23 protein-coding genes, 1 tRNA gene, 1 pseudogene and 2 riboswitches are annotated in these 25,572 nt (G+C 65.9%); of the genes and pseudogenes, 17 read left to right on the forward strand and 8 right to left on the reverse strand.

Annotated elements, in window-relative coordinates; all coding sequences use genetic code 11:
• Positions 1-7 precede the first annotated feature (7 nt).
• Together SR870_RS03135 and SR870_RS03140 are read right to left on the reverse strand one after the other, a co-directional pair.
• Positions 8-1,555, reverse strand: coding sequence for an ABC transporter permease/substrate-binding protein (locus SR870_RS03135; protein WP_322516593.1), 1,548 nt, complete (start codon positions 1,553-1,555; stop codon positions 8-10).
• Positions 1,552-2,343 carry an ATP-binding cassette domain-containing protein gene (locus tag SR870_RS03140; RefSeq protein ID WP_322518393.1) on the reverse strand — a complete coding sequence of 264 codons (792 nt, stop codon included), beginning with the start codon at positions 2,341-2,343 and terminating at the stop codon, positions 1,552-1,554. Before SR870_RS03140 ends, SR870_RS03135 begins: the two co-directional genes overlap by 4 nt.
• Positions 2,344-2,466: 123 nt before the next feature.
• On the opposite strand from SR870_RS03140, the gene SR870_RS03145 reads away from it, so the two are divergent.
• From SR870_RS03145 to SR870_RS03160, 4 genes are all read left to right on the forward strand, one after another.
• Entirely contained in the window at positions 2,467-3,252 is a 786-nt protein-coding gene (locus SR870_RS03145; RefSeq protein WP_416221181.1) for an ABC transporter ATP-binding protein, read from the forward strand.
• 163 nt (positions 3,253-3,415) lie between these two features.
• Positions 3,416-4,213: an ABC transporter permease gene (locus SR870_RS03150; RefSeq protein ID WP_322516595.1), complete on the forward strand. Its 798-nt coding sequence runs from the start codon at positions 3,416-3,418 to the stop codon at positions 4,211-4,213.
• 53 nt (positions 4,214-4,266) lie between these two features.
• Positions 4,267-5,289, forward strand: coding sequence for an ABC transporter substrate-binding protein (locus SR870_RS03155; protein ID WP_322516596.1), 1,023 nt, complete (start codon positions 4,267-4,269; stop codon positions 5,287-5,289).
• Positions 5,290-5,300: 11 nt separating this feature from the next.
• On the forward strand, positions 5,301-6,017 hold the full coding sequence (locus tag SR870_RS03160; RefSeq protein WP_322516597.1) for an NUDIX hydrolase: 717 nt from the start codon (positions 5,301-5,303) through the stop codon (positions 6,015-6,017).
• A gap of 79 nt (positions 6,018-6,096) precedes the next feature.
• On the opposite strand, the gene bioB is transcribed toward SR870_RS03160, so the two are convergent.
• Positions 6,097-7,107 carry a biotin synthase BioB gene (gene bioB / locus SR870_RS03165; protein WP_322516598.1) on the reverse strand — a complete coding sequence of 337 codons (1,011 nt, stop codon included), beginning with the start codon at positions 7,105-7,107 and terminating at the stop codon, positions 6,097-6,099.
• A 255-nt stretch (positions 7,108-7,362) separates the two neighbouring features.
• Here bioB and SR870_RS03170 point away from each other — a divergent pair, with 255 nt between their 5' ends.
• The 7 genes and pseudogenes from SR870_RS03170 (at position 7,363) to SR870_RS03200 (ending at position 13,386) form a co-directional block, all read left to right on the forward strand.
• Positions 7,363-7,536, forward strand: a complete 174-nt coding sequence (locus SR870_RS03170) for a hypothetical protein (protein WP_322516599.1) — start codon at positions 7,363-7,365, stop codon at positions 7,534-7,536.
• Between the two features lie 108 nt (positions 7,537-7,644).
• Positions 7,645-9,219, forward strand: coding sequence for a 2-isopropylmalate synthase (locus tag SR870_RS03175; protein WP_322516600.1), 1,575 nt, complete (start codon positions 7,645-7,647; stop codon positions 9,217-9,219).
• Positions 9,220-9,415: 196 nt separating this feature from the next.
• Positions 9,416-10,414, forward strand: coding sequence for a TRAP transporter substrate-binding protein (locus SR870_RS03180; protein WP_322516601.1), 999 nt, complete (start codon positions 9,416-9,418; stop codon positions 10,412-10,414).
• A gap of 85 nt (positions 10,415-10,499) precedes the next feature.
• Positions 10,500-11,060, forward strand: coding sequence for a TRAP transporter small permease (locus SR870_RS03185; RefSeq protein ID WP_322516602.1), 561 nt, complete (start codon positions 10,500-10,502; stop codon positions 11,058-11,060).
• Positions 11,057-12,344, forward strand: a pseudogene (locus SR870_RS03190) (TRAP transporter large permease). The gene SR870_RS03185 and the pseudogene SR870_RS03190 overlap by 4 nt, the downstream one beginning before the upstream one ends.
• 152 nt (positions 12,345-12,496) lie before the next feature.
• Positions 12,497-13,144: a Spy/CpxP family protein refolding chaperone gene (locus SR870_RS03195; RefSeq protein WP_322516603.1), complete on the forward strand. Its 648-nt coding sequence runs from the start codon at positions 12,497-12,499 to the stop codon at positions 13,142-13,144.
• A 166-nt stretch (positions 13,145-13,310) separates the two neighbouring features.
• Positions 13,311-13,386, forward strand: a tRNA-Lys gene (locus SR870_RS03200).
• A 666-nt stretch (positions 13,387-14,052) separates the two neighbouring features.
• Here SR870_RS03200 and SR870_RS03205 read toward each other — a convergent pair.
• Both SR870_RS03205 and SR870_RS03210 read right to left on the reverse strand, forming a co-directional pair.
• Positions 14,053-15,333, reverse strand: a complete 1,281-nt coding sequence (locus SR870_RS03205) for a DUF892 family protein (protein WP_322516604.1) — start codon at positions 15,331-15,333, stop codon at positions 14,053-14,055.
• A 302-nt stretch (positions 15,334-15,635) separates the two neighbouring features.
• Positions 15,636-17,213, reverse strand: a complete 1,578-nt coding sequence (locus tag SR870_RS03210) for a cobyric acid synthase (RefSeq protein WP_322516605.1) — start codon at positions 17,211-17,213, stop codon at positions 15,636-15,638.
• Positions 17,214-17,316: 103 nt separating this feature from the next.
• Here SR870_RS03210 and SR870_RS03215 point away from each other — a divergent pair, with 103 nt between their 5' ends.
• Positions 17,317-17,850: a protein tyrosine phosphatase gene (locus SR870_RS03215; RefSeq protein ID WP_322516606.1), complete on the forward strand. Its 534-nt coding sequence runs from the start codon at positions 17,317-17,319 to the stop codon at positions 17,848-17,850.
• On the opposite strand, the gene SR870_RS03220 is transcribed toward SR870_RS03215, so the two are convergent.
• Together SR870_RS03220 and cobT are read right to left on the reverse strand one after the other, a co-directional pair.
• Positions 17,841-18,617 (reverse strand): adenosylcobinamide-GDP ribazoletransferase, encoded by a 777-nt coding sequence (locus tag SR870_RS03220; RefSeq protein WP_322516607.1) that lies wholly within the window; start codon positions 18,615-18,617, stop codon positions 17,841-17,843. The genes SR870_RS03215 and SR870_RS03220 overlap by 10 nt on opposite strands.
• Positions 18,614-19,678 (reverse strand): nicotinate-nucleotide--dimethylbenzimidazole phosphoribosyltransferase, encoded by a 1,065-nt coding sequence (gene cobT / locus SR870_RS03225; RefSeq protein ID WP_322516608.1) that lies wholly within the window; start codon positions 19,676-19,678, stop codon positions 18,614-18,616. The genes SR870_RS03220 and cobT overlap by 4 nt, the downstream gene beginning before the upstream one ends.
• Before the next feature lie 200 nt (positions 19,679-19,878).
• Positions 19,879-20,088: riboswitch (cobalamin riboswitch) on the reverse strand.
• Between the two features lie 160 nt (positions 20,089-20,248).
• Positions 20,249-20,457: riboswitch (cobalamin riboswitch) on the forward strand.
• A 222-nt stretch (positions 20,458-20,679) separates the two neighbouring features.
• Here cobT and SR870_RS03230 point away from each other — a divergent pair.
• Positions 20,680-21,006: a cysteine-rich small domain-containing protein gene (locus SR870_RS03230; RefSeq protein ID WP_322516609.1), complete on the forward strand. Its 327-nt coding sequence runs from the start codon at positions 20,680-20,682 to the stop codon at positions 21,004-21,006.
• Between the two features lie 34 nt (positions 21,007-21,040).
• On the opposite strand, the gene SR870_RS03235 is transcribed toward SR870_RS03230, so the two are convergent.
• On the reverse strand, positions 21,041-21,934 hold the full coding sequence (locus SR870_RS03235; RefSeq protein WP_322516610.1) for an ABC transporter substrate-binding protein: 894 nt from the start codon (positions 21,932-21,934) through the stop codon (positions 21,041-21,043).
• 180 nt (positions 21,935-22,114) lie between these two features.
• Between SR870_RS03235 and SR870_RS03240 the strand changes: the two genes are divergently transcribed.
• The 4 genes from SR870_RS03240 (at position 22,115) to SR870_RS03255 (ending at position 25,561) form a co-directional block, all read left to right on the forward strand.
• Positions 22,115-22,954, forward strand: coding sequence for a MarR family winged helix-turn-helix transcriptional regulator (locus SR870_RS03240; RefSeq protein ID WP_322516611.1), 840 nt, complete (start codon positions 22,115-22,117; stop codon positions 22,952-22,954).
• 182 nt (positions 22,955-23,136) lie between these two features.
• A complete protein-coding gene (locus SR870_RS03245) occupies positions 23,137-23,658 on the forward strand; it encodes a flavin reductase family protein (protein WP_322516612.1) in 522 nt (173 codons plus the stop codon).
• A 34-nt stretch (positions 23,659-23,692) separates the two neighbouring features.
• Positions 23,693-25,165 carry a 4-hydroxyphenylacetate 3-hydroxylase family protein gene (locus SR870_RS03250; RefSeq protein ID WP_322516613.1) on the forward strand — a complete coding sequence of 491 codons (1,473 nt, stop codon included), beginning with the start codon at positions 23,693-23,695 and terminating at the stop codon, positions 25,163-25,165.
• Positions 25,166-25,180: 15 nt separating this feature from the next.
• Positions 25,181-25,561, forward strand: a complete 381-nt coding sequence (locus tag SR870_RS03255) for a cupin domain-containing protein (RefSeq protein WP_322516614.1) — start codon at positions 25,181-25,183, stop codon at positions 25,559-25,561.
• Positions 25,562-25,572 lie beyond the last annotated feature (11 nt).

Below are 25,572 nucleotides of genomic sequence, written 5' to 3' on the forward strand. Positions count from 1 at the left end.
ATCCGCCCTACGGCTTCACCTTCTCCCACAGCGCTCGCGACACCACGTCCGGCGTCTTGCCCGACCCTGCTTGCAGATTGGCTTCGCGCATCGCGTCGATGCCGACCCGGCCGAGCAGCGGCGTCAGCGCGGCGCGCAGCTTCGCATCGCCGGCGCGTTGCGGCGACAGCAGCAGCACCGCGTCGTAAGGCGGGATCGCGGCGCGCGGATCGTCGAGCACGACGAGATCGTATCTGGCGATCAGCCCGTCCGAGGTGTAGCCGGCGATGACGTCGACCTCGCCGGAGGCGACGGCGGCGTACATGAAATCGGGCTGCATCTGCCGCTCGGTCTCGAAGGCGAGGCCGTAGGCCTTGCGCAAATTGGCCCATTCCGGCCGGGAGAAGAATTCGTAGTCGCCGGCGATGGTCAGCGTCGGCGCGCGGGCGGCGAGATTGGCGATCGAGCGAATGCCCTGCGCCTCGGCCCTGGCGCGCGGCATCACCAGCGCATAGGCGTTGGCGAAGCCGAGATCGCCGAGCAAAGTGACACCGTCCTTGGCGAGATCCTGCTTCAGATCGGCCAGCACCTGTTCGCGCGCGGCGATGCCGGGGTGCTTGAACTGATTCGCCCACAGCGTGCCGGAGTAGTCGACATAGGCGTCGATGTCGCCGCTCTTCAGCGCGTCGTAGATCACGCTGGAGCCGAGGCCGGCGCGGGTCGTGGCCGACAGCCCGGCGGCTTCGAGCCGTTGCTGGAGGAGGGCCGCGAGCACATATTGCTCGGTGAAGGTCTTGGCGCCGACGACGTAGGTCGATCGCGTGCCGGCCAGCGAAGGCGCCAGCGTCGCGATCACCAGCGCGGCGAGGCCGACGCCGCCGAGGGCTGTGCGGACACGGCTGCGCAGCCGCAGGCCGGTCTCGATCAGCGCCAGCAGTTGATCGACCGCGAGCGCCAGCACCGCGGCGGCGGCGCAGCCGAACAGCACCAGCACCCAGTTCTGCGTCTGCAGCCCGGCGAAGATGTAGTTGCCGAGGCTGGTCTGGCCAATGGGAGTGGACAGCGTCGCGGTGCCGATCACCCACACCGCACTGGTGCGGATGCCGGCCATGATCACGGGCAGCGCCAGCGGCAGCTCGACCATCGTCAACGTCTGCCGCGGCGTCATGCCGACGCCTTGCGCGGCCTCGAGCAGCGCTGGATCGACGCCGTCGAGCCCGGTGATGGTGTTGCGCAGCACCGGCAGCATCGCATACAGCGCCAGCGCCAGCACCGCGGGCAGGAAGCCGAACGCCGAGAAGCCGACGCCGAAAGCGCTCAGGCTCAGCGCCGCCAGCGCCAGCAGCAGCGGATAGAACAGCGCGAGAAGCGCCAGGCCGGGAATGGTCTGCACCACACCGGCGAAGCCGAGCAGGGCGCCGCGCAAGATCGCGTTGCGTCGCGTGACCATCGCCAGCGGCAGGCTGATCGCGAGGCCGAGCGTCAGCGCGGCGAGGCTGACGCGGACATGCGCGCCGAGGTAGTTGGGCAGATTGGCCAGCGCCTCGCTCCAGCGCGGATCGCCGAACAGGCTCATGCCGCGCCGTCCTGCGGCAGCAGTGCCGATAGCTTTTGCGCCTGCCGGCGCGGCGTCTGCAGCAGTTCGGTGACATAAGGATCGGTGCTGTGCGCCAGCTCCGCGGCGCTGCCTTGCGCCAGCAGGTGGCCGGCGCGCATCACCGCGATGCGGTCGGCCAGCAGCAGCGCCTCGGTGATGTCGTGGGTGATCAGCACGGTGGTGAGCCCGAGCCGTTCGTGCAGCGCGCGAAAATCCGTGGCCAGCGCGTCGCGGGTCAAGGGATCGAGCGCGCCGAACGGTTCGTCCATCAGCACGATGGCGGGTTTCGCGGCGAGCGCGCGGGCGACGCCGACGCGCTGGCGCTGGCCGCCGGAGAGTTCGTGCGGAAAGCGGTTGCGATATTGAGCGGGGTCGAGCCGCACCAGATCGAGCAGTTCGTCGATGCGGGCGGCGATCCTGTCGCGCGGCCAGCCGAGCAGCTTCGGCGTGATGCCGATATTGCCGGCGACGGACAGATGCGGGAACAGCGCCCCGGCCTGAAATACGATGCCGATGCGCCGGCGCAGCGCGATCGGATCGGCGGCGCGGATGTCCTCGCCATCGATCGTGATCGTGCCGGTGTCGGCGTCGATCAGCCGGTTGGCGAGCCGCAGCAGCGTGGTCTTGCCCGAGCCGGAGCCGCCGACGATGGCGAGCAACTCGCCGCGCGCGACGCCGAGCGAGAGGCCGTCGACCGCCTTGGTCCGGCCGCCGTCGAAGCTCTTGTCGACGCGGTCATAGGCGATCATCGGCGTGGCGTCGCGCATCATGCCGGCTACATGACGGCGGGTCGCGGCAAAGCGCAAGCCGCACTTGCAGTTTGCCACGCGGCGTTGAATGGTCCGCGCGGGAATGGAGGACGAGGCGTGGGCGGAAAGGCATCGACGGCAATCGCTTTGCGGGACGCGACGGTGGCGTTCAGGCTCGCCGACGGCCGCATCTACACCGCCGTCGAGAAGGCGTCGCTCGAAATCGCCGATGGCGAGTTCGTCGCCATCGTGGGACCGACGGGCTGCGGCAAGTCCACGCTGCTCAACGTCGCCGCCGGGCTGCTGCGGCCGGTGGCGGGCGAGGCGCGGATCTTCGGCGCGCCGCTCGACGGGCTCAATCGCGACGCCGGCTATCTGTTTCAGGCCGACGCGCTGTTTCCGTGGAAGACCGCGATCGACAATGTCGCGATCGGCCTCGACGTCGTCGGCACGCCGCGCGCCGAGGCGCTGAGCCGGGCGCAGGGCTGGCTCGAGACGGTCGGGCTCGGCGCCTTCGCCGGCCGCTATCCGCACATGCTGTCGGGCGGCCAGCGCAAGCGCGTCGGCCTCGCGCAGGTGCTGATCCGCGATCCGAAGATCCTGCTGATGGACGAGCCGTTCGGCCCGCTCGACGCGCAGACGCGGCAGATCATGGGCAATCTGTTGCTGCAGCTCTGGAGCGCGCATCGCAAGGCGGTGCTGTTCGTCACGCATGATCTCGAGGAGGCGATCGCGCTGGCCGATCGGGTGGTGATCATGTCGTCGGGGCCGTCGTCGCGCATCATCGGGGACTGGCGCGTCGAGCTGCCGCGGCCGCGCGACATTTTCGAGATCAGGCTGACGCACGAGTTCCACGCGCTGCATCGCGAGATCTGGGGCGTGCTGCGTGAGCAGGTGATGAAGGCGTATGGGCAGGCGGTGGCGTGATGGGAGTGTTCGTGAAGGCCGCTGACTTGACCCTCGCACGGCGAACTCCCTCCCCCCTTGCGGAGGAGGGTTGGGGTGGGGGGTGGCGACGGGCTCAGTGCCCGTTGACCCCCACCCCCGACCCCTCCCCGCAAGGGGGAGGGGAGTACGCGGGGGCCTCGCCATGTCGCGGCTGAAGCTCCTGTCGTTGCAGCTCCTCGTCGCGGTTGTCGCGCTCGGCGTGTGGCAGTTGCTCACCACCGTGCCGATCGCCGGCAAATTGCTGCTGCCGCCGTTCTTCTTTTCCAATCCAGTGGACGTCGCCAAGCAGGTCTATGCCTGGTTCGCCTCGGGCGTGATCTGGAAGCATCTCATGATCACGCTGTGGGAATCGCTGCTGGCGTTCGTGATCGGCTCCGTGGCGGGGGTGCTGGTCGGGTTCTGGTTCGCGCGGCAGCCGCGGGTCGCGGCGGTGTTCGATCCCTATGTGAAGATGTTCAACGCGCTGCCGCGCGTCGTGCTGGCGCCGATCTTCACGCTGTGGCTCGGCCTCGGGATCTGGTCGAAGGTCGCGCTCGGCGTGACCCTCGTCTTCTTCGTGGTGTTCTTCAACGTCTATCAGGGCGTCAAGGAAACCAGCGCGACGCTGGTCGACAATGCGCGGATGCTGGGGATGAGCGAGCGGCAGATGATGCGGCACGTGTTCTGGCCGTCGGCGCTGTCGTGGATGTTCTCGTCGCTGCACACCGCGGTCGGATTCGCCGTGGTCGGCGCGGTGGTCGGCGAATATCTCGGCGCCGCCGCCGGGCTCGGCTATCTGATCCAGCAGGCTGAAGGCAGCTTCGACGTCGCCGGCGTGTTCGCCGGCATGTTCGTGCTGTCGGTATTCGTGATCCTGATCGACCTGGTGGTCAGCCTGGTCGAAAAGCGGCTGCTGGTGTGGCGGCCGCAGCCGGGCGGCGCCGTCCAGCAGACCGACTAGAGTCCTCGGCGGCTTTCGCCTATCCTGCACCGCTTCGTTCCGGGAGAAACGTCATGAAAACGATACTCGCCAAGGTCGCCGCGCTGCTGTCGGCGCTGCTGCTGACGACCACGCTCGCGGCCGCGCAGAGCAAGGTGACGATCGCGATCGGCGGCGGGGCGTGCCTGTGCTATCTGCCGACGGTGCTGGCCAAGCAGCTCGGCGAATACGACAAGGCCGGACTGAGCGTCGAACTGGTCGACCTCAAGGGCGGCTCCGATGCGCTGAAGGCGGTGCTCGGCGGCAGCGCCGACGTCGTCTCCGGCTATTTCGACCACACCGTCAATCTCGCCGCCAAGAAGCAGGAGATGCAGTCCTTCGTGGTCTACGACCGCTATCCGGGGCTGGTGCTGGTGGTGTCGCCGCGGCACACCGCGGAGGTCAAGTCGGTCAAGGACCTCGCCGGCAAGAAGGTCGGCGTCAGCGCGCCGGGCTCGTCGACCGATTTTTTCCTGAAGTATCTGTTGAAGAAGAACGGCGTCGATCCGAACGACGTCTCGGTGATCGGCGTCGGCCTCGGCGCCACCGCGGTGGCGGCGATTCAGCAGGGCCAGATCGACGCCGCGGTGATGCTCGATCCGGCGGTGACGATCCTGCAGGCGGCACACGCCGATCTGCGCATCCTCAGCGACACCAGGACCGAGCACGACACCCGCGAGGTGTTCGGCGGCGACTATCCCGGCGGCGCGCTGTATTCGACGGTGGCGTGGATCAAGGCGCATCCGAAGGAGGCGCAGGGCCTGACCAACGCGATCCTGAATACGCTGAACTGGATCCACGCGCATTCGGCCGAAGAGATCGCCGACAAGATGCCGCCGAACATCGTCGGCAAGGACAAGGCGCAATACGTCGCCGCGCTGAAGAACACGATCCCGATGTATTCGACCACCGGATTGATGGACCCGAAGGGCGCCGACGCGGTGCTCGCGGTGTTCAGCACCAGCTCGCCGGATGTGGCGAAGGCCAATATCGACGTCACCAGGACCTACACCAACGCCTTCGTCGAGCAGGCGAAGACGTCGGGTGTGGCGAAGTAGCAGCGACCGCGATGAGCGCGTCCGCGCCGGTCACGATCCATCGTGTGACGCAACTCGACCTGTGGGTCGACGACCATGCGTGGCCGTTCGCGCAAACGCACCGGTCGAAGATCGATGGATACTTCGCGGCGCGGCAGTTGGAGCAGCCGAAGCTGTGGAACGGCCGCGTGCTGATGGGGCGCCGGCCGCGCTTCGAGGGCGGCCGCTTCAGCGCCGACTATTTCGAGACCGACTTCGCCAGCTTCCTGTGCTGGCGCGAATGGGAGTTTCCGGATCTGTCGGTGTTCAACGGCTTCGGCATGGGGGTGATCCGCTCGAGCGACGGCGCGATCGTGCTCGGCGAGATGGGCGCGCACACCGCCAATGCCGGCAAGGTGTATTTCGCCGGCGGCACGCCCGACCCGTCCGACGTCCGCGGCAAGCGGCTCGATATTCCCGCCAGTGTCGCGCGCGAGGTCGAGGAGGAGACCGGGTTGCGGCGTTCGGATTATCGCGCGGCCGATCATTGGCACTGCGTCGAGGCCGGCCCCTATGTGGCGATGCTGCGCCTGCTGGATGTCTATCTGCCCGGCGAGGCGCTGCAGTCGCGGATCGAGGCGCATCTGGCGCGCGACGCGCACCCGGAATTCAGCCGGGTGCATCTGGTGCGGTCGGAGGCCGATCTTCTGCCATCGATGCCGCGCTTCGTCACCGCCTACCTCACGATGCTGCTGCACGGCGAGGATTAGTCGCCACCATCAAACCGTCGTGGCCGGGCTCGTCCCGCCGGGATGAAGCCCGGCCATGACGAACTTTGTCGTCCGGGCCTCAGCCGTGGGCGTGGACGCCGAGGTCGTCGCGCGGGGTGATGCCGAGGCGGGCGAACAGCGCGCGGTCCCTGCTGTCGCCGGGATTCGGCGTGGTCAGCAGCGTGTCGCCGATGAAGATCGAATTGGCGCCGGCGAGGAAGCACAGCGCCTGCATCTCGTCGCTCATCGCGGTGCGGCCGGCGGCCAGCCGCACGTCCGACTTCGGCATCATGATCCGCGCCAGCGCGATGGTGCGGACGAATTCGAACGGATCGACCGGCTTGGCGGTCGACGCGATCGGCGTGCCCTCGATCGGGATCAGCATGTTGATCGGCACGCTCTCCGGATGCTGCGGCAGGTTGGCGAGGGTGCGCAGCATCTCGACGCGGTCGGTCGGCTTCTCGCCGAGGCCGAGGATGCCGCCGCAGCAGACCTTGATGCCGGCGTCGTGCACCTTCGCCAGGGTGTCGAGCCGGTCGCCGAAGCTGCGGGTCTTCACCACCGACGAGTAGAACTCTTCCGAGGTGTCGATGTTGTGGTTGTAGTAGTCGAGGCCGGCGTCGGCGAGCTGCTGCGCCTGATCCTCGGTGAGCATGCCGAGCGTCATGCAGGCTTCCATGCCGAGCGCCTTGACGCCCTTCACCATCTCGATGACCGGTGCCATGTCGCGCTCTTTCGGCGATCGCCAGGCCGCGCCCATGCAATAGCGCGTGGCGCCGGCGTCGCGCGCGGCCTTGGCGCCCTCGATCACCTTCTGCGGGTCCATCAGCTTGGAGGCGGGCAGGGCGGTGTCGTGATGCGCCGACTGGCTGCAATAGCCGCAATCCTCGGCGCAGCCGCCGGTCTTGACGTTGAGCAACTGATTGCACTGCACCGCGTTGGCGTCGAAGCTCTGGCGGTGAATGGTCTGCGCCCGGAAGATCAGGTCGGCGAACGGCGAGTTATAGATCTCGGCGGCTTCTTCCCGGGTCCAGTCATGGCGCAGGGTCGGGGTGGCGGCGGCCAGCGAGGCCAGATCGATCGAGTTCAACGCATCGCTCCATGCTGTGTTGTCAGCTTGCGCAAAGCCATAAGGGGTTTCGCCCAGAGAGGAAACCCGCTCCGGCGCAGGGGCGGGCCGACGATGGTTTAGGTCAGGATTTCTGACGTTTATTCGCGGATTTTGTCCATCATTTGCCGTTGCGAACCCTCGGTGAGGTCGTCTAGAAGGATAACTGTCCGGTCCGTCGGCGACTTGCGTCAACTCTCTTTCGTCAACCTTCCGTTATGGGTTGTCGCGCACGATATGGACCTCAAGGTGTCGGATATGGCGATTCGCGGCGACAAGGCTGGGATGAAGAGGACGGTGGCGATCGCCGCGTCCGCGATTCCGGCTGCGCCGATCGGTCAGGCCGCGCTTCAGACCCTCGCGCTGATCACCCTCGCGCTTGGCGGGCTGCTTCTGCTTATTCGCCCCTGAGGGCCGTCTGGGCGCATGCGCCTGGGCACTCAGGGGATCGCAAGAATGCCAGACCCACTCGCGCCGAAATCTCCGCAGAGACGGCGCACCGAACCAAGGAAATCTCTCATGACCACGACCCCGAAGTCCGAGCAGGACCGCGTCATCATTTTCGACACCACCTTGCGCGACGGCGAGCAGTGCCCCGGCGCCACCATGACCTTCGAAGAGAAGCTGAACGTCGCCAAGATGCTCGACGACATGGGCGTCGACGTGATCGAGGCGGGCTATCCATTTGCTTCGGACGGTGACTTCGAGGCGGTACACGAAATCGCCAAGCGTTCGAAGAATTCGGTGATCTGTGGATTGTCCCGCGCGGCGCACAAGGACATCGACCGCTGCGCCGAGGCGATCAAGCCGGCCGAGCGCGGCCGCATCCACACCTTCCTGTCCACCTCGCCGGTGCACATGAAGTACAAGCTGAAGATGGAAGCGCCGGAAGTCTACGAGATGGTGATCTCGTCGGTGACGCGGGCGCGCAACCACACCGACGATGTCGAGTGGTCGGCCGAGGACTCCACCCGCACCGATTTCGACTTCCTGTGCCGCTGCATCGAGGCCGCGATCAAGGCCGGCGCCACCACCATCAACCTGCCGGACACGGTTGGCTATGCGGTGCCCGAGGAATATCGCGAGATGTTCCGCAAGGTGCGCGAGACGGTGCCGAACGCCGACAAGGCGAGGTTCTCGGTGCACTGTCACGACGACCTCGGCATGGCGGTGGCGAATTCGATCGCCGGCGTGCAGGGCGGGGCGCGCCAGATCGAGTGCACTATCAACGGCATCGGCGAGCGCGCCGGCAATGCCGCGCTGGAAGAAGTGGTGATGGCGATGCGGGTGCGTCAGGACTCGCTGCCCTACTGGAACAACATCGAGAGCAAGATGCTGACCCACGCCTCCAAGACGGTGTCGGCGGCGACCTCGTTCCCGGTGCAGTACAACAAGGCGATCGTCGGCCGTAACGCGTTCGCCCACGAGAGCGGCATCCATCAGGACGGCATGATCAAGAACGCACAGACCTACGAGATCATGACGCCGGAGACGGTGGGCGTGAAGGGCACCTCGCTGGTGATGGGCAAGCATTCCGGCCGGGCCGGCCTGATCCACAAGATGGAAGAGCTGGGCTACAAATTGTCGCGCAACCAGATCGAGGACGTGTTCGTGCGGTTCAAGGCGCTGGCCGACCGCAAGAAGGACGTCTACGACGAGGACATTGAGGCGCTGGTCGACGAGCAGTTGCTGCACGGTCAGGACCAGATCAAGCTGGTATCGCTGACGGTGATCGCCGGCACCCATGGCCCGCAGCGCGCCACCATGAAGCTCGACGTCGACGGCCAGATCCGGATCGAGGAAGCCGAGGGCAACGGCCCGGTCGACGCGGTGTTCAACTGCATCAAGGCGCTGGTGCCGCACGAGGCCAAGCTGGAGCTGTATCAGGTCCACGCCGTCACCGAAGGCACCGATGCCCAGGCCGAAGTCTCGGTCCGGCTGTCGCACGAGGGCCGCTCGATGACCGCGCGGGCCGCTGATCCCGATACCTTGGTAGCGTCGGCCAAGGCCTATCTGGGGGCGCTCAACAAGATCGTCGCCAAGCGCCAGCGCGACGTCCGTCAGGACGCGCCGGCGGTCGCCGTGGCCGGCTGATCGGCATCGGTCACGCGACCCGCAAAACGACCGAGGCGGTGCATGTTGCACCGCCTTTTTGCGTTGCAGCAACTTTTTGCCGCGCCCCTGCTAAAGGGGCAATAGCCTTTCGTAGCGCTTCTCTATATTGGTGCGGCTGGTAGTCGAATGATGGAGGAGCGCCGGGGCGCATTCCTCAAACGATTTGGGAGAGAACATGCGTAAATCCATATTTGTAGTTGCATCGATCGCAGCGCTCGCGCTGACCGGCCCTGCTGCCGCGCAGCAGCCGGTGATCGTCAAATTCAGCCACGTGGTGGCGGACAATACGCCGAAGGGGCAGGCCGCGATCAAGTTCAAGGAACTGGCCGAGAAATACACCAACGGCAAGGTGAAGGTCGAAGTCTATCCGAACTCGCAGCTGTTCGGCGACGCCAAGGAAATGGAAGCGGTCGCGCTCGGCGACGTGCAGTTCATCGCGCCGTCGCTGTCGAAGTTCGACAAGTTCACCAAGCAGATTCAGGTGTTCGATCTGCCGTTCCTGTTCAACGACATCGCCGCGGTCGATCGTTTCCAGGCCGGAAAGGCCGGACAGGATCTGCTCCGCTCGATGGAATCGAAGAACTTCCTCGGCCTTGCCTACTGGCACAACGGCATGAAGCAGATCTCGGCCAACAAGCCGCTGCTGAAGCCGGAAGACGCCAAGGGTCTGAAGTTCCGCATCCAGGCGTCCGACATTCTCGCCGCGCAATTCCAGGCTCTGAACGCCACCCCGCAGAAGCTCGCCTTCTCGGAAGTCTATCAGGCGCTGCAGGTCGGCACCGTCGACGGCCAGGAGAACACCTGGTCCAACATCTTCTCGCAAAAGTTCTATGAAGTGCAGAAGGACATCACCGAGTCCGACCACGGCGTGATCGACTACATGGTCGTGGTCAACGCCAAGTGGTGGAACGCTCTGCCGAAGGACCTGCAGGACGCCATGAAGAAGGCGATGGACGAGGCCACCAAGGTCAATAACGACGTCGCCGGCAAGCTCAACGACGAAGCCAAGCAGAAGATCGCCGCTTCGGGCGTCAGCAAGATCCATCAGCTCACGCCCGAGCAGCGCAAGCAGTGGGTCACCGCGATGAAGCCGGTGTGGGCCAAGTTCGAAGGCGCGATCGGCAAGGACCTGATCGACGCTGCGGTGGCGTCGAACGAATCGAAGACCAACTGATCGAGCGCTATCGATCGATCGATTGAATGACGGCGGTCGCGGAATTCCGCGGCCGCCGTTGTGACGACCTTGGGGGAGGAAGCCGGTGACGTTGCGGACGCTGTTCCATCGCATCGAGGAGGGGCTGATCGCCCTGATCCTCGGCGCGATGACGATTCTGACATTCGTGCAGGTCGTCCTGCGCTACGGCTTCAACTCCGGCTTCATCTGGGCGCTCGAGGCGAACTTCTATCTGTTCGCCTGGCTGGTGATGATCGGCATCGCCTATTGCGTCCGCGTCCGGGCCCATATCGGCGTCGATGCGGCCGTCAATCTGCTGCCCGCGGGCGGCCGGCGCATCGTCGGCCTGATCGTCGTGGCGCTGGCGCTGCTCTATGCCGGCCTGATGGTCTACGGCTCCTACGAATACATCAACCGCCTGATGATCATCGACGTCGAGGCCGAGGATATTCCGGTCAAGCGCTGGATTCTCAGCATCTGCCTGCCGCTCGGCTTCGCGGCGCTGTTCATCCGTCTGCTCGAAATGGGATGGCGGATCATCACCGGGCAATCCGGCGGTTATGAACTCGCCAACGAGGCCCAGGAAGCGGTGGAGCATCACCTCCCCAATCATCAAGAACTCGACGCCACGACGGTGCAGCGATGAACACCGTCTTTCTGTTCGCCGCGCTGTTCGCGATGCTCGGCCTCGGCATGCCGATCGCGATGTCGCTCGGCCTGTCGTCGATCCTGACCATCCTGCTGTTCCAGAACGACAGTCTGGCCTCGCTGTCGCTCAAGTTCTTTCAGACCACCGAGCAGTTCACGCTGCTGGCGATTCCCTTCTTCATTCTGGCCGGCAATTTTCTCACCACCGGCGGCGTCGCCAAGCGGATGATCAATTTCGCGATCTCCGCCGTAGGCCATCTGCCGGGCGGCCTGGCGATCGCTTCGGTGCTGGCCTGCATGCTGTTCGCGGCGGTGTCGGGATCGTCGCCGGCTACCGTGGTGGCGATCGGCTCGATCGTGATCGCCGGCATGGTCAAGGTCGGCTACACCCAGTCCTTCGCCACCGGCGTGATCGTGAACGCCGGCACGCTCGGCATTCTGATCCCGCCCTCGATCGTGATGGTGGTGTTTGCGGCGGCCACCGAATCGTCGGTGGGGCGGCTGTTCATCGCCGGCATCATTCCCGGCCTGCTGCTCGGCCTCGCGCTGATGGTGGCGATCTATGTCACGGCGCGGATCAAGAAGCTGCCGCGACAGCCCAAGGCCTCCTGGGGCGAGCGGCTGTCGCTGTTCGGCCAGGCCTCGTGGGGGCTGCTGCTGATCCTGATCGTGATGGGCGGCATCTATGGCGGCATCTTCACGCCGACCGAAGCCGCCGCGGTGGCCGCGGTCTATGCCTTCGTCGCTGCCGTGTTCATCTATCGCGACCTCAAGATCGTCGAGGTGCCGCGGGTGCTGCTGGATTCCGGCCGGGTCTCGGTGATGCTGATGTTCATCATCTGCAACGCCTTCCTGTTCGCCCACGTCCTGACCACGGCGCAAATTCCGCAGGACATCGCCCGGCTGATCACCGACGCCCAGCTGCAGCCGTGGCACTTCCTGCTGATCGTCAACATCATCCTGCTGGTCGCCGGCAATTTCATGGATCCGACCGCGATCGTGCTGATCACCGCGCCGATCCTGTTCCCGACCGCGATGCAGCTCGGCATCGATCCGATCCATCTCGGTATCATCTATGTCGTGAACATGGAGATCGGGCTGGTGACCCCACCTGTCGGGCTCAATCTGTTCGTCGCCTCAGGCATCACAGGCATGCCGCTCACCAAGGTGGTGCGCGCGGCCGCGCCTGCTGGTGCTGCTCAGCTTCCTGATGATCATCACCTACATTCCGGAGATCTCCACCTTCCTGCCCAATCTCGTGTTCGGGCCGGCGATCAAGTAGGCGCGTGACGGAATGTTGCGATTGCTTCCGAACGCGGTCGATATGTTTCCGCCGGATTACATCTTGGTAATCAGCGGCATTCTGTCGAAACCGTAAGTTGATCGGGCGCCGGGCGGACCACATCTTCAGGGCACCTTTGCAAGGAGGCTTCCATGAAGAAGGTTCTGTTCGCCGGCGCCACCGCGCTGGTTCTCGCCGGGACGTCCGCCGCCTATGCGCAGCACCGCGGCTGGCTCGATCATCATCGCGATCATCGCGCTGATCGTTCCTGGGCCAGCGCGGAGGACCGCGCCGCCTTCGCCGATGCGCGGATCGCAGCGGTGAGGGCGGGGCTCCGGCTCACGCCGGATCAGGAGAAGCTCTGGCCGCCGCTCGAAACCGCCGTCAAGGAACTCGCCAAGCTGCGGATCGACCGCGCCGAGGCGCGGATGAAGGCGCGCGACGACGACCGCGACAGCCGCGGGCCGGGCAATCCGGTTGAGCGGCTGCGCGACCGCGCCGACGGCATGGCCGCCACCGCCGCGGCAATGAAGAAGATCGCCGACGCCGCCGATCCGCTCTACAAGTCGCTCGACGACGCCCAGAAGCGCCGGCTGCGGGCATTGACACGGTTCGAAGGCGCCCACCACGGCTGGGGCATGGGGCGGCACCATCCGCGATTCATGCACGATGACGGCGACCGCGACCGGCGCCGGGATCGCGACTGGGATCGTGACGGTGATCGTGACCGTGGCTCCCGCCCCGGCATGATGGACGACCGCGACGACATCGACGACGGTCCGGGCCCGCGCCAGCTCTGAGTGCGGCGCCAGCCCTGTCGGCCGCGAAAACCGCCGGGCGTCCGGCGGTTTTCCGCCTTCCAAAAAGATCGATCCGGAGCGGGAAAAAGTCGCCCGGCTTGCTGGACATCCCCGGCCTGCTTTGCTAAACGCAGCCGTCCCGCACGGGAAATTCCGGATCGGTTCCGGGCGCATAGCTCAGTTGGTAGAGCAGCTGACTCTTAATCAGCGGGTCCCAGGTTCGAGCCCTGGTGCGCCCACCATGTTTCCCTGAGAAATCAAACACTTCACTAAACGCGACCTGGCATTTGCCCGGGCGATCAGCGGGCATGTGACATGCCTTTGACGTTGTGTTTGCGTGATGTCTCGCGAAGACCTCGACCCAAGAGGTCGGTGCGGGGGACGGTTAGGGCCGTTCTGGTTTAGGTGGCATCAGGATTGATGATGCGCAGCCACCACTACATCCTCATGGTGAGGAGGCGCGCAGCGCCGTCTCGAACCATGCGCCACCGGCACTGCGTTGCCCCATCCTTCGAGACGCCCGGCTTCGCCGGGCTCCTCAGGATGAGGACTCAGTGCCTCTGGAAAGGCCGGATTGCTTCAATCAATCGATGAAGCGCTCAAGAGCCGTTCTGTCTCCAATGGAATCAGCATTGGAGTTCAGGGATACTCGCCGCAGCAAACCTCATGGTGAGGAGGCGCGAAGCGCCGTCTCGAACCATGCGCCCCATACGGCGCCTCTGGATTGCTTCGCTTCGCTCGCAGACGGGTTAGGGCGTTGATCTGGCGGCCGTCATTTCCGGTCAGGCTCTCAGGGTGAGGGGTCCGTGCATCCGGTGAGAGCCATATCGGTTCAATCAATCGATCAAACGCTCCTGTGCGTCCGTCGGCGGGAAGGCGGAGCCGGCGCGGACGCCGGCTCCGTTGAGTCAAGCTTCCTCGGTCTGCTCGATGGCCGCCGGCATTTTCGCCACCGACATCAGCGAGCGTGCGATTTGGTTGAGCAACTGATCTGCATTCTGCTCCTCGGCCAATGATTTGGACAGCAGCGCAACCACCGCGGAGTGGCGGAGTTGCTGAGCCAGATTCTTCGCCGTGGTGTAGCCGGAAATCTCGTAGTGCTCGACCCGCTGGGCGGCGCCGATCAGCGAAAGGTCCGCTGCGGCGTCGGTCTTCTCCTGGCCATCCGCCATGATCTCTTGTCCCTCTTCGACGAGACCCATCATGCCTTTGCAGGGTTTGGCGCGGGCGTTGACGCCGAGCAGCGAAAAGCACTCGTTGAGACGCTCGATCTGCTGCTCGGTTTCGTGGAGGTGGAGCTCGAACAACTCGCGAAGCTGATCGAAGCGCGCGGCCTTCGCCATTTTCGGCAACGCCTTGATGAGCTGCTTTTCACCATGCAGGATGTCGCGAAGCTCGTCGATCAGCAGGTCGTCCAGCCCGTCGGGGGCGGTCGGCGGCGAGCTTTCGGTGCGGATCGAACTCGCGGCCTCGGCGTCGCTGGATTGTTGCAGTGCGGGGGAATCGACCAGTTCCCAATCGCCGCCCTCATTCCACGGACCCCGGGTATCAAGCTCGCCCTCATCGCCGACGCCGGTCGAATCGTTGAAGTACTGATTCACCAGGCCCGGTGTCGGCGCGATCGCGCCGATCGAGAAGGCCGGCTTCTTCATGCTTTCGAGCGCGGCGGCGAACGCCTTCATATGCGTGATTTCGCGCGTCATCAGAAACTGCAACGCGTCCTTGGTGCCGGAATCGTCGCAGAAATTGATCAGCCTTTCGTAGACGATCTTGGCGCGCGCCTCGGCCGCGATGTTGCTACGCAGATCGACATCCAGCTCTCCGGTGATTTTCAGATAGTCGGCCGTCCATGGATTGCCCTGGGAGTTGAAGAGATTGACGCCACCGCCGCCGGCGATGGCGATCAACGGATCGGTCTCCGCCGCCTGCCGGTCGAACTTCGACGGCTTGAGGTGCAATCGCGCCAGGCAGCCCACCACTTCGAGGTGGCTGAGCTCCTCTGTGCCGATGTCCATCAGCAGATCCTTGCGGTCGGGATCTTCGCAGTTGAGCCCCTGAATCGAGTACTGCATCGCGGCCGCGAGTTCGCCATTGGCGCCGCCGAATTGTTCCAGCAACATATTGCCGAAACGCACATCGGGTTCATCGACACGTACGGTGTACATGAGTTTTTTCACGTGGTGATACATGGCCAGGCCTTCTTGAGTGTTTGCGCGACGGGAAGTTCTTGCTCAACCGTCTCCACTGTCGGACGTTCCGCCGGGAGGATGCGAACGTCTGGATGGAACGGGCGCCGGCCCGAAACGGAACGATGATCGTGTACCGATGACGCCCGCAAACGGCTGCAGTCGCGGCGCCGCACGGCGCTCGCGTCTCAAATGAGCCGGTCTCGCCGGCGGGGAACGCGATCCGGCGCCTGTCGTTCAACAATCACCCGACGAGAACGCGCCGGGACCTCGCGCCGTTCAACGGCGGTGCCCCGGCCGCGGCCTCATCGCGCCAGCGCCAGCAGGGCGTCGAGATCGAGATTGTCCTCGCAATGGTCGGCAAGGGTGTCGAGCGCGTCTTCGACGCGGCGCTCGAAGTCGAGGCCGGAGGTCGCGGCGCCGAGTTCGGTCAGCCACGCCGAGCGGAACGCGTCGCCACCGAACAGGCCGTGCAGATACGCGCCCATGACGCGCCCGTCCGGCGACACCGCGCCTTCGGGCCGCGGTTCGCCGCGGCCGTCGTCGAGCAGCAGCCACGGCCGCGCCAGGCCCGCGCCGGTGGTGCGCCCCATGTGCATTTCGTAGCCGGTGACGCGACAGCCGCCGCGCCGGTCGATGGCGTCGATCTCGGTCAGGCGCTTGTCGTCCGAGATCTCGGTCTCGACATCGAGCAGGCCGAGGCCGGGCGTTTCGCCCGCCGGCCCCTCGATGCCCAGCGGATCGCGCACGACCCGTCCGAGCATCTGAAAACCCGCGCACAGGCCGATCACCCGGCCGCCGCGGCGCACATGCGCGCGGATGTCGATATCCCAGCCTTCGCGCCGGATCAGGTCGAGTTCGGTGCGCGTCGCCTTCGAGCCCGGCAGCACCACGACATCGACGTCGCCGGGGATCGGCGAACCGGGCTGAATCCAGCGCAGATCGACGTCGGGTTCGGCCGCCAGCGGATCGAGATCGTCGAAATTCGCCACGCGCTGCAGCCGCGGCACCGCAATCTTCACCCGGCCGCGGCTCGCGGCCGCGGCGCGCTCGAGCGCCAGCGAGTCTTCCGCCGGCAATCGATCGGCACCGGGAAACCAGCGCAGCACGCCGAGAAACGGCCAGCCGGTCTGTTCGGTGATGGTGCGGCAGCCGGGCTCGAACAGCGAGAAGTCGCCGCGGAATTTGTTGATCAGATAGCCGGCGACGCGGGCGCGGTCGCCGTCGTTCAGCAGCACGTAGCTGCCGACCAGCGCCGCCATCGTGCCGCCGCGGTCGATATCGGAGAGGAACACGACCGGCAGATCGGCGGCCTCGGCGAAGCGCATATTGGTGATGTCCGAGGCGCGCAGATACACCTCGGCGCCGCTGCCGGCGCCTTCCACCAGCACGAGATCGGCCTCGCCGGCGAGCCGCTCGAAGCTGTCGAGCACCGCCGGGATCAGCCGCTGCCGCATGTGGTGATAGATCCGCGCCGGACAATTGCCGAGCACGCGGCCGCGCAGCACCACCTGCGCGCCGATCTCGGTTTGCGGCTTGAGCAGCACCGGGTTCATGTGGATCGACGGCGCGGTCCGGCAGGCCCGCGCCTGCAGCGCCTGGGCGCGGCCGATCTCGCCGCGCGCGGCCTCGCCGTCGGGGCCGGGCGGCAGATCGGGATCGCCGGCGACCGCCGCGTTGTTGCTCATGTTCTGCGCCTTGAACGGACGCACCACCAGCCCGCGGCGGCTGTAGGCGCGGCACAGGCCGGCGACCACCATGCTCTTGCCGACGTCGCTGCTGGTGCCCTGGATCATCAGCGCGCGGGCGCGCCGCGGACCTGCGCTCGCGCGCGGCGTGAACTGGATGCGGGAGATCAACTCATCGACGTCGGGTGCGGTCATGGGGAAACTCGTCAGGGGAGGGAAGCAAAATGGGTGCGGAGGAATCGCGAGGCGATCCAAAGCCGGCTTGACGCCGGCGCGGCGTCGGCGATACGACGCCGGCGTGATCATCGTCAGCGCCCTCAGCCATGCTCAGGATCTCGTCGCGCGGCTGCGGCCGGCGCGCTCGCTGTCGCTGATGGCGCCGTGGCAGCGCGTCGTCTTCAACGAAGACTGGCTGCCCGAACAACGGCTGATCCTCGCTTTCAACGACGTCGTCGAGACCGGCTCCGTCCATGTCGCGCCGGACGATGCGATCGTGCGCAGGATCATCGATTTCGCGCACGGTTGCGAAAGCGGTGAGGACGTTCTGGTGCATTGCTGGATGGGCGTCAGCCGCTCGCCGGCCGCGGCCTATATCATCGCCTGCGCGCGCGCGCCGGGAGACGAGCACGCGATCGCCGAGGAACTGCGCCGCTGTTCGCCGGTCGCGACGCCGAACCGGCTGATGGTCGCGATCGCCGACGACATTCTCGCGCGCAACGGCCGCATGGTCGAGGCGATCGAGCGCATCGGGCGGGGCTGCGAGTACGACGGCGAAGCGAGCCCGTTCTGCCTGCCGCTCGACTGGCGCGACGGTCCGGCGCATCAGATCTGACCCCCGCCTGCAATCGCGGCGACGCCGAGCAGCAGTCCGATCTCGGCGAGTTGTTCGGTGGCGCCGAGCACGTCGCCGACATAGCCGCCGAGCAGACGCTGCGCCGCCAAGGCTGGTAATAGTGCCAGGGTCACAGCGCCGGCCAGTCCGAAGATCGCGGCCGCAGGGGCGGCGATCGCCAGCCATAGCAGGCCGAGCACGGTGAACGCCGCGGCCGCTGCTGCGCCGCCGCCGCCGATCCGCGCGGTCGGGTAGTTCAATTTGGCGGTCGCGACATTGCCCGCATAGGGCAGCAGCGACATCACCAGCACGATGCCGGCACGACCGAGGCTGTGGCCTGCCACCAGCGCCGCGGCGCCGAGCCAGGGAGGCAGGCTCGCAAGGAGCACGATGCGGAGAACGAGGCTCGCCACCAGCGTCACCGCGCCGTAGCTGCCGATCCGGCTGTCCTTGATGATCGAGAGCCGCTGCTCGCGCGTCCGGCCACCAAACAGCCCGTCGGCGGTGTCGGCGACGCCGTCTTCGTGCAGCGCGCCGGTGAGGATCACGCCGGCGAGCACCGCGAGCGTGGCGGGCACTAGGCCCGTCCAGATCGTGGAGGCAATCAGCAGCACGCCGCCGCTAACGAGCCCGATCAGCGCGCCGACCAGAGGGAAGTACTTGGCGGCGGGCAGCACCCAGTCGTCGTCGAGGCGCGAGGCGCCCATCGTCGGAATCAGCGTCATGAACTGGATCGCGTTCAGCAGAGGCTGCAGCCGGCGGATCACGAACGCTGCCCGATCGTGCCGGCCAGAACGTCGGAGAGGTCGGCGAATTCGGTGAGGATCCCGGCGGCGGCGCGGACCAGCGGGATCGCCATCAGCGCGCCGGTGCCTTCGCCGAGCCGCAGGCCGAGATCGAGATAGGGCGTCGCCGCCATCGTCTCGAGCAGGACCTTGTGACCGCGCTCGGCCGAGCGATGCGAGAACACGCAATAATCCCGTGCCTCGGGATGCAGCCGCACCGCGACCAGCGCTGCGGCGCTGGCGATGAAGCCGTCGATCACCACCGGACGGCGCCGCGCCGCCGCCGCCAGCACGGCGCCGGCCATCATCGCGATTTCATAACCGCCGAATTCGGCGAGGACGTCGAGCGGGGCGGTGGCAGTCGTCCGCGCCGCCGCTCGCTCCGCCACGGCGCGCTTGTGGGCGACGCCGGCGTCGTCGAGCCCCGCGCCGCGGCCGACGCAGTCGGCGATCGGCGCCGCGGCGAGACGATGGGTGATCAGCGCGGCCGAGGTGGTGTTGCCGATGCCCATCTCGCCGATCGCGACGATGTCCACGCCGCCGTCGATCTCATCGGCAACCAGTGTGACTGCGGTGTCGATCGCGCGCCGCGCCTCGTCAATGGTCATCGCCGGCTCGCGGCTGGCATTGCGGGTGCCGCGCCGGATCTTGCGATCGATCAGCCCGGGGCAGGGCGGCAGGTCGTCGTCGATCCCCGCATCGACCACGCAGACATCGGCGCCTGTGGCTTTCGCCAGGACATTCACGCCGACGCATCCGGCGAGATAGGCGCTGACCATCGACCGCGTCACGCTCACCGGATAGGGCGACACGCTTTCGGCCGCGATCCCGTGATCGCTGGCGAAGATGAAAACCGTGGCGCGGTCCGCGCGCGGCGGCGCCGGATGCCAGATCAGCCCGAGTTGCACGGCGAGGTCTTCCAGCCGGCCGAGCGAGCCCGGCGGTTTTGCCTTGGCGTCGATCCGGCTGCGTAGCAGCGGCTCGAGCGCGTGATCGACGGCCGTGATCGTGCAGAAACGCGGGTCGCTTGGTGGTGCGTGCATGGGGCTGCGAGAGTGAGGAGGAGACAAGCGCGTACCTCCGCGCAGGCGGAAGACGCTTCGAAGTCGTCGGACAAACATCTCCGCGCCGTCGCGAGCAGGCTCGGACAGCATCGACGGAACGAATTCGACGACGATGATGAGGGCGCTACGTGGAAAGCTGATGCGGCATCTGAACGTCCTTCTTCGACCCACCGTCGAATGGCATTGCACGGATCTACGGCCGGTCTCCTGGCTCGCGGATGTTGTCCCGATCGCCTTCCCGAAGCCGCTTCGGCGGTCTCAGTGGCGCGTGTGATCGGAAGCGATCCGCTTACAGTTGCGGGGGCAGCCGCGGCTTTGGCGCTTTCGCGCCGCACCGCATTCCCTGTTTCACCTCTCTTCCGAGAGGCACCGTAGACGGACCGACAACAGCACGATGCCCCGGCGGACGCAAGACGAGAGGAGGCTCGAGGCGGCCTGTCAGACGAAGGTGCAAGCGATCCTGCTGATCGTGCGCGGCGGGCTCCCGGCGCGCATCTTGGTAGTCGTTTCCGAATCCGGATCGCGCTTGCGTGGGGACGCGAGGCGTGCTCTGGTTGCATTGCCTTCGGTGCCTCTCGGAAGAGAGGTGAAACAGGGAATGCGGTGCGGCGAGCGATCGCCAATTCCGCGGCTGCCCCCGCAACTGTAGGCGGATCGTCCGCGATCAAGCTGCCACTGAGCGATCGTTGTCGCGCTCGGGAAGGCGATCCGGACCATATCCGCGAGCCAGGAGACCGGCCGCAGGCAATCGTCCACTTGATGTCGACGGCGGGTCGACAGCGGAGAACCTCATGATGATTCAGACGTAGTTCGAAGTCGTCGCAGCGCAGATCGCCGCTATCGCCTGACCGATCGCTGATAGCGCATCGCGGGCATTCGCCGTGCGTTGGCCGTCACCAGAACGGCGGTTCGCGCGACGCACGCCGGTGCGTCGATGCGATGCCGCCGAGCGATGGAGAGGGCCTTGCCATGGAGTGGACATGGAACCCAAAGACACGACGACGAACGAGGCCTTCAAGGGCTTCACCAACGAGGCCTGCCCGTTCCTGCCGTGCCATCAGGGCGTCGCGCGGGAGTTCAACTGCCTGTTCTGCTACTGCCCGCTGATCGCCTATGAGTGCCCCGGGCCCTATCAGGTGTTCACCGATCGCAACGGCCTGAAGCGCAAGGACTGCAGCGCCTGCACGCTGCCTCACAACGGCTATCGCCGCTCGTGGAATTTCATCCAGCGGTGGCTCGAGAAGCCGAAGCTGTGGGATGGCGGCGATCAGGATCCGAAGCGGATCAAGGAGGCGTCGCAAGAATGACGCCCCCGCCGCTGCGCGACGCGCGCAGGCCTCGTCAGGGATGCTGCCGGGGCACGGAGGCGTCCTCGTCCTGGTGAATCCGCGCGATCGAATCGGCGAGTTGGTCGAGTGCATCGGGCAGCATCGGCCCGCCGCACATCGTCAGTTGATCCGGGAAGACGAGACGGCGATTCGGCGGGTAGGCGCGCTGGATCGCCGGGTGGAGCAGCAGCGCCTTGCCTTGATCTTCCGCGAAAGGCTTGTCGTCTGCGACGAGCAGCAGATCCGGCCGCGACGCGACGATCGTTTCGAGCGACGCGAAACCGCCATAGGTCAGGCCGATCTCCGCCGCCGCATTGGAGAGGCCGGCGACCTCCAGCAGCGAGCTCAGCAAGCCGTCGCTGCCCGCGATCCAGCCGCGTCGCGACACCGGAAGAATGCGGTCGCGCCAACGCGACGCCATCGCTCGGGTGCGCGCGACGGATCGATCGATCCGCGCGATGATCGCGTCGGCCCGTTCGGGGTGGCCTGCGAGATCGCCGACACGCCGGATCTGCGCCTTCACGTCGTCGATGTTGCGCGGGACGTCGAATTCTTCGATCGCGATTCCATTGCTGCGCAACAGCTCGCGCGTCGCCGCCTTGCCGTAGCGCCCGGCGAGAACGATGTCGGGCGCCAGCAGCAACAGGTCTTCGGCTTCGCCCGACAGCCGTGGAAAACTGCGCGCTTGCTTCGCCGACCAGGACAGATGTGGGTCGCGGGCATAGGGGCCGAGGCCGACGATCTGCACCGGATCGGCCAATGCGATCAGAAGCTGATCGGTGCACATGTTGATCGAGGCGATCCGGGCGCTGGCTGCGATCGCCGGGCCGGGCAGCGCAGTGCCGGCGGCCAAGACGAGCGCGCCGAACAGCAGCACGCGCTTCAGATGCCTGATCGGGGAATTCATGGCGCGACGTCCAAGTCCTTAGTTCAGTCGAGACCTTGACCCCGAGGCCGGGGCGTCCGCTGTGGCGGCTTCGGTCCGGCGGCGCGAGACGCGGCCGCGTTGCGTTCGGAATCTCACTGCTCGCGCGTGGCTTCGATGCGGTGCACGGACTAAGCACGTCCGTTCCTTCTCGCACTTGATTTGACGCAAGACACCGACGCCGTCGGGCGGGGGCCGGCGAGTTTCGACAGATTCTGCGGACGCGGCGTCGATCGGGCCTCGATCAGCAACCGCAGCCGCGCCAATTCTGCTATCTCTCTGATCGATGCTCCGCGCCACGGGCGCGCGCGTGCGACCACCCGTTCCGCACGGTCTGTTCCCCTCGCGCAGATGGCTGCCGACGCGAATCTGTACAAACGGCTCTTTCTGTACGACAAGGTCGACTGCCTCTCGGCCGCGACAATCCAGGGAGTTGAAACCTTGCGCCGCCCAACCGTTTCGAAATCAGAACTGATGCCGGGAGGGGACGATCGGATCTTCCGGACCTTCATTCATGATTTCCTCGCGTTCAGCGCGCGGGTGGACCAATGCCGCGCCGGGTTCGGCGATCGGCTTGGTATCTCCGGGATCGCCTACACGACCCTGATTTCGGTGGCGCATCTGCAGGGCGAAGAGGGAGTCGGAGTGAGTCGCGTGGCCGAACATCTGCATCTCTCCGGCGCCTTCGTCACGATCGAGGTATCGAAACTCGTCAAGGCCGGTCTGCTCCACAAGCGGGCCAATCAGGAAGATCGTCGGCGCGTCCTTCTCACCGTGACGCCGAAGGCCCGGAAGCTGCTCGACCAGTTGGTCGAGATGCAGGCGCCGGTGAACGACGCGCTGTTCGACTGCCTGAGCGCGTCGGAATTCCGGCAATTGTCCTCGATGATGGCGCGACTGGTGCCGTGCGGCGACAAGGCGGTGACGCTGATGAGCTTCCTGACCGCGCCCTCGGCTCCGGCTGTGCCGGAAGTGCCGCGCAAGGTCGCCCGCCGGCGCTGACGCCGCCGCAGTTCTTCCCATCCCCGACATGACGGCCGGCTGCCGCGCGCGGCGGCCGATGCGCCATTGCCCGTTTTGATGCCGCGCTGCCGCATCTTTTTTGGGCGAATGCATCGCATTCGCGCTTGACTGGCTTTGGAAGATAGCTTTGGATCAAAGCTAGTTGAGGTCGCGGGTCATCGATGAGTCTGGATCAGAGAAGCTTTCGTTCGGCGTTGTCGCAGTTCGCGACGGGCGTGGCGGTCATCACCGCCCGCGGCGAAGCGAACGCCTTAATCGGGATGACGATGAGTTCGTTCAACTCGGTCTCGCTCGATCCGCCGCTGATTCTGTTCAGCGTCGACCGCCGCGCGCTGAGCCTGGCGGCGATGCAGGCCGCCGACGGCTACGCGGTCAACATCCTGAGCCGCGGGCAGGAGGCGCTGTCCAATCAGTTCGCCAAGGCGTCCAGCGACAAATGGAGCAACGTCTCGCATTCGATAGGACACGCCGAGGCGCCGCTGCTGGCGGGGGCGCTCGCGCACTTCGAATGCGCGCCCTATGCGCAATACGACGGCGGGGATCACGTCATCTTCGTCGGCCGGGTGGTGCGCTTCGGCGTTCGCGAAGACGAGGAGCCGTTGGTGTTCTTCCGCGGCAAATATCAGTGCCTCGGTCGGCAGGGAGGCAGCGAGCCGATGTGGCCGCTGCCGATTCACTACTGATCGACGACGGGCAAAGCAAAGGAAACGACGGACGATGAAGACAGGAAATCAGCATATCGCAGGGCTCCGCGACGGGCGCGCCGTGTTCATCGACGGTCGCAAGGTGGATGACACCACGCGGCATCCGGCGTTCCAGCGGTCGATCCGCTCGGTCGCAAAGCTGTTCGATTTCGCGACGGACGAAGGCAACCGCGATCTGATGACCTTCGCGACGCCGACCGGCGAGCGGGCGAACCGGATCTGGCAGTTGCCGGAGAGCTTCGAGGAACTGCGGGACCGGCGCCGCGCGTTGGAGGCCTGGGGCGGCTTGCATGCCGGCTTCCTCGGACGGGCTCCCGATCACGTCGCTTCCTGCATCGCCGGGATGTACATGGGGCTCGATCAGTTCGAGGCCTACGACGAGGCGCGCGCCAAGGCGCTGGCGGACTACTACGCCTACGCCCGCGACCGGGACCTCTATCTGACCTACGTCATCATCAATCCGCAGGCGGACCGGTCGAAGAGCGCCAGCCAGCAGAAGGACGCTTTCCTGACCACGGGCGTGGTCGATCAGGACGCGGAAGGCATCACGGTGCGCGGCGCCAAGATGCTGGCCACCGGCGGCATCATGGCCGACGAGGTGTTCGTCACCTGCATTCAGCCGCTGCAGCCGGGCGACGAAGCCTACGCGCTGTCCTTCGCGATTCCGATGAACACCAAGGGCCTGTCGATCCTCTCGCGCAAATCCTACGAAGCGTCGTCGCCGTCAGTGTTCGACAATCCGCTGTCCAGCCGGTTCGACGAGAACGACGCCGTGCTGCACTTCGAAGACGTCAAGGTGCCGTGGGATCGCATCTTCGTCTTCAAGAACATCGAGATGTGCCAGAAGCAGTTCCATGCGACTCCGGCGCACGTCTATCAGAACTATCAGGCGATGGTGCGGCTGTCGGTCAAGGTTCGCTTTCTGATCGGCCTGGCGCGCCGGACCGCCGAAATCAACGGCGTGCTCGGCTTCCCGCAGGTTCGCGAAACGTTGGGGCAGCTCGCCGCGGAAGGCGGCATGATCGACGCGTTCGTCGCCGCGATGGAGGCAAAGGGCGTTCACTACGGGCGCTACTTCGTGCCGGACCGGCACACGTTGTACGCCGCGCAGACGCTCACCCAGCAGCTCTATCCGAAGATCCTGAATACGCTGCGCGATCTCGCCGGCGGCGGCATGATCATGTTGCCGTCGTCGATCCAGGACCTCGCCAATCCGGAGATCGCCGCGCTGGTGGAGCGCACCCAGCAATCGCCGGCCGCGAGTGCGATCGACAAGGTCAAGTTCTACAAGCTCGCCTGGGACGCCGTCGGTTCCGAATTCGCGTCGCGTCACCAGCAATACGAGATGTTCTACGCCGGCGCGACCTTCGTGACCAAGGGACATTCGTTCCGCTGCTACGACTGGGACGGCGCGGGATCGCTCGTCGACGGAATGCTGTCCGGCTACCAGCTCGCCGACGAGCTCCAGACCTCTCAAGCCGCCTGATCCAGGGAGAACAACATGGCTGTCAACAAGATCCACGACGAATTCCGGGCGGTCGACATGACGACCGGGTGGGAAGTGCCGGCGGGCTATCCCAAGGGCATTCAGCAGAAGATTCTGTCCGGCGGCCTCGACGAAGAGAACCGCCGCGGCTCGCGCAGCCGGCTCCTTCGCTTCGAGCCCGGCGAGTTCACCACCAAGCCGTTCGTCCACGAGTATTGGGAAGAAGTGTTTCTGGTTTCCGGCGACCTGACGGTCGGCAATGACGAGAACGGAAACGGCGGCGAGAGCTTCAAGCCGTTCACCTATGCCTGCCGTCCGCCGGGGGCGTTCCACGGACCGTTCAAGTCGGAGCAGGGCTGCGTGCTGTTCGAACTCCATTACTTCGATCCGGTTTGATGCCCGCCGCG

It is taken from the genome of Rhodopseudomonas palustris, assembly GCF_034479375.1.
Lineage (GTDB): Bacteria > Pseudomonadota > Alphaproteobacteria > Rhizobiales > Xanthobacteraceae > Rhodopseudomonas > Rhodopseudomonas palustris_M.

Bases quoted from the DNA above. Each gene is read 5' to 3' on its own strand.
- SR870_RS03135 (WP_322516593.1), bottom strand. From the start codon at position 1,555: ATGAGCCTGTTCGGCGATCCGCGCTGGAGCGAGGCGCTGGCCAATCTG.
- SR870_RS03140 (WP_322518393.1), bottom strand. From the start codon at position 2,343: ATGCGCGACGCCACGCCGATGATCGCCTATGACCGCGTCGACAAGAGC.
- SR870_RS03150 (WP_322516595.1), top strand. From the start codon at position 3,416: ATGTCGCGGCTGAAGCTCCTGTCGTTGCAGCTCCTCGTCGCGGTTGTC.
- SR870_RS03155 (WP_322516596.1), top strand. From the start codon at position 4,267: ATGAAAACGATACTCGCCAAGGTCGCCGCGCTGCTGTCGGCGCTGCTG.
- SR870_RS03160 (WP_322516597.1), top strand. From the start codon at position 5,301: ATGAGCGCGTCCGCGCCGGTCACGATCCATCGTGTGACGCAACTCGAC.
- SR870_RS03170 (WP_322516599.1), top strand. From the start codon at position 7,363: ATGGACCTCAAGGTGTCGGATATGGCGATTCGCGGCGACAAGGCTGGG.
- SR870_RS03175 (WP_322516600.1), top strand. From the start codon at position 7,645: ATGACCACGACCCCGAAGTCCGAGCAGGACCGCGTCATCATTTTCGAC.
- SR870_RS03180 (WP_322516601.1), top strand. From the start codon at position 9,416: ATGCGTAAATCCATATTTGTAGTTGCATCGATCGCAGCGCTCGCGCTG.
- SR870_RS03195 (WP_322516603.1), top strand. From the start codon at position 12,497: ATGAAGAAGGTTCTGTTCGCCGGCGCCACCGCGCTGGTTCTCGCCGGG.
- SR870_RS03205 (WP_322516604.1), bottom strand. From the start codon at position 15,333: ATGTATCACCACGTGAAAAAACTCATGTACACCGTACGTGTCGATGAA.
- SR870_RS03210 (WP_322516605.1), bottom strand. From the start codon at position 17,213: ATGACCGCACCCGACGTCGATGAGTTGATCTCCCGCATCCAGTTCACG.
- cobT (WP_322516608.1), bottom strand. From the start codon at position 19,678: ATGCACGCACCACCAAGCGACCCGCGTTTCTGCACGATCACGGCCGTC.
- SR870_RS03230 (WP_322516609.1), top strand. From the start codon at position 20,680: ATGGAACCCAAAGACACGACGACGAACGAGGCCTTCAAGGGCTTCACC.
- SR870_RS03235 (WP_322516610.1), bottom strand. From the start codon at position 21,934: ATGAATTCCCCGATCAGGCATCTGAAGCGCGTGCTGCTGTTCGGCGCG.
- SR870_RS03245 (WP_322516612.1), top strand. From the start codon at position 23,137: ATGAGTCTGGATCAGAGAAGCTTTCGTTCGGCGTTGTCGCAGTTCGCG.
- SR870_RS03250 (WP_322516613.1), top strand. From the start codon at position 23,693: ATGAAGACAGGAAATCAGCATATCGCAGGGCTCCGCGACGGGCGCGCC.
- SR870_RS03255 (WP_322516614.1), top strand. From the start codon at position 25,181: ATGGCTGTCAACAAGATCCACGACGAATTCCGGGCGGTCGACATGACG.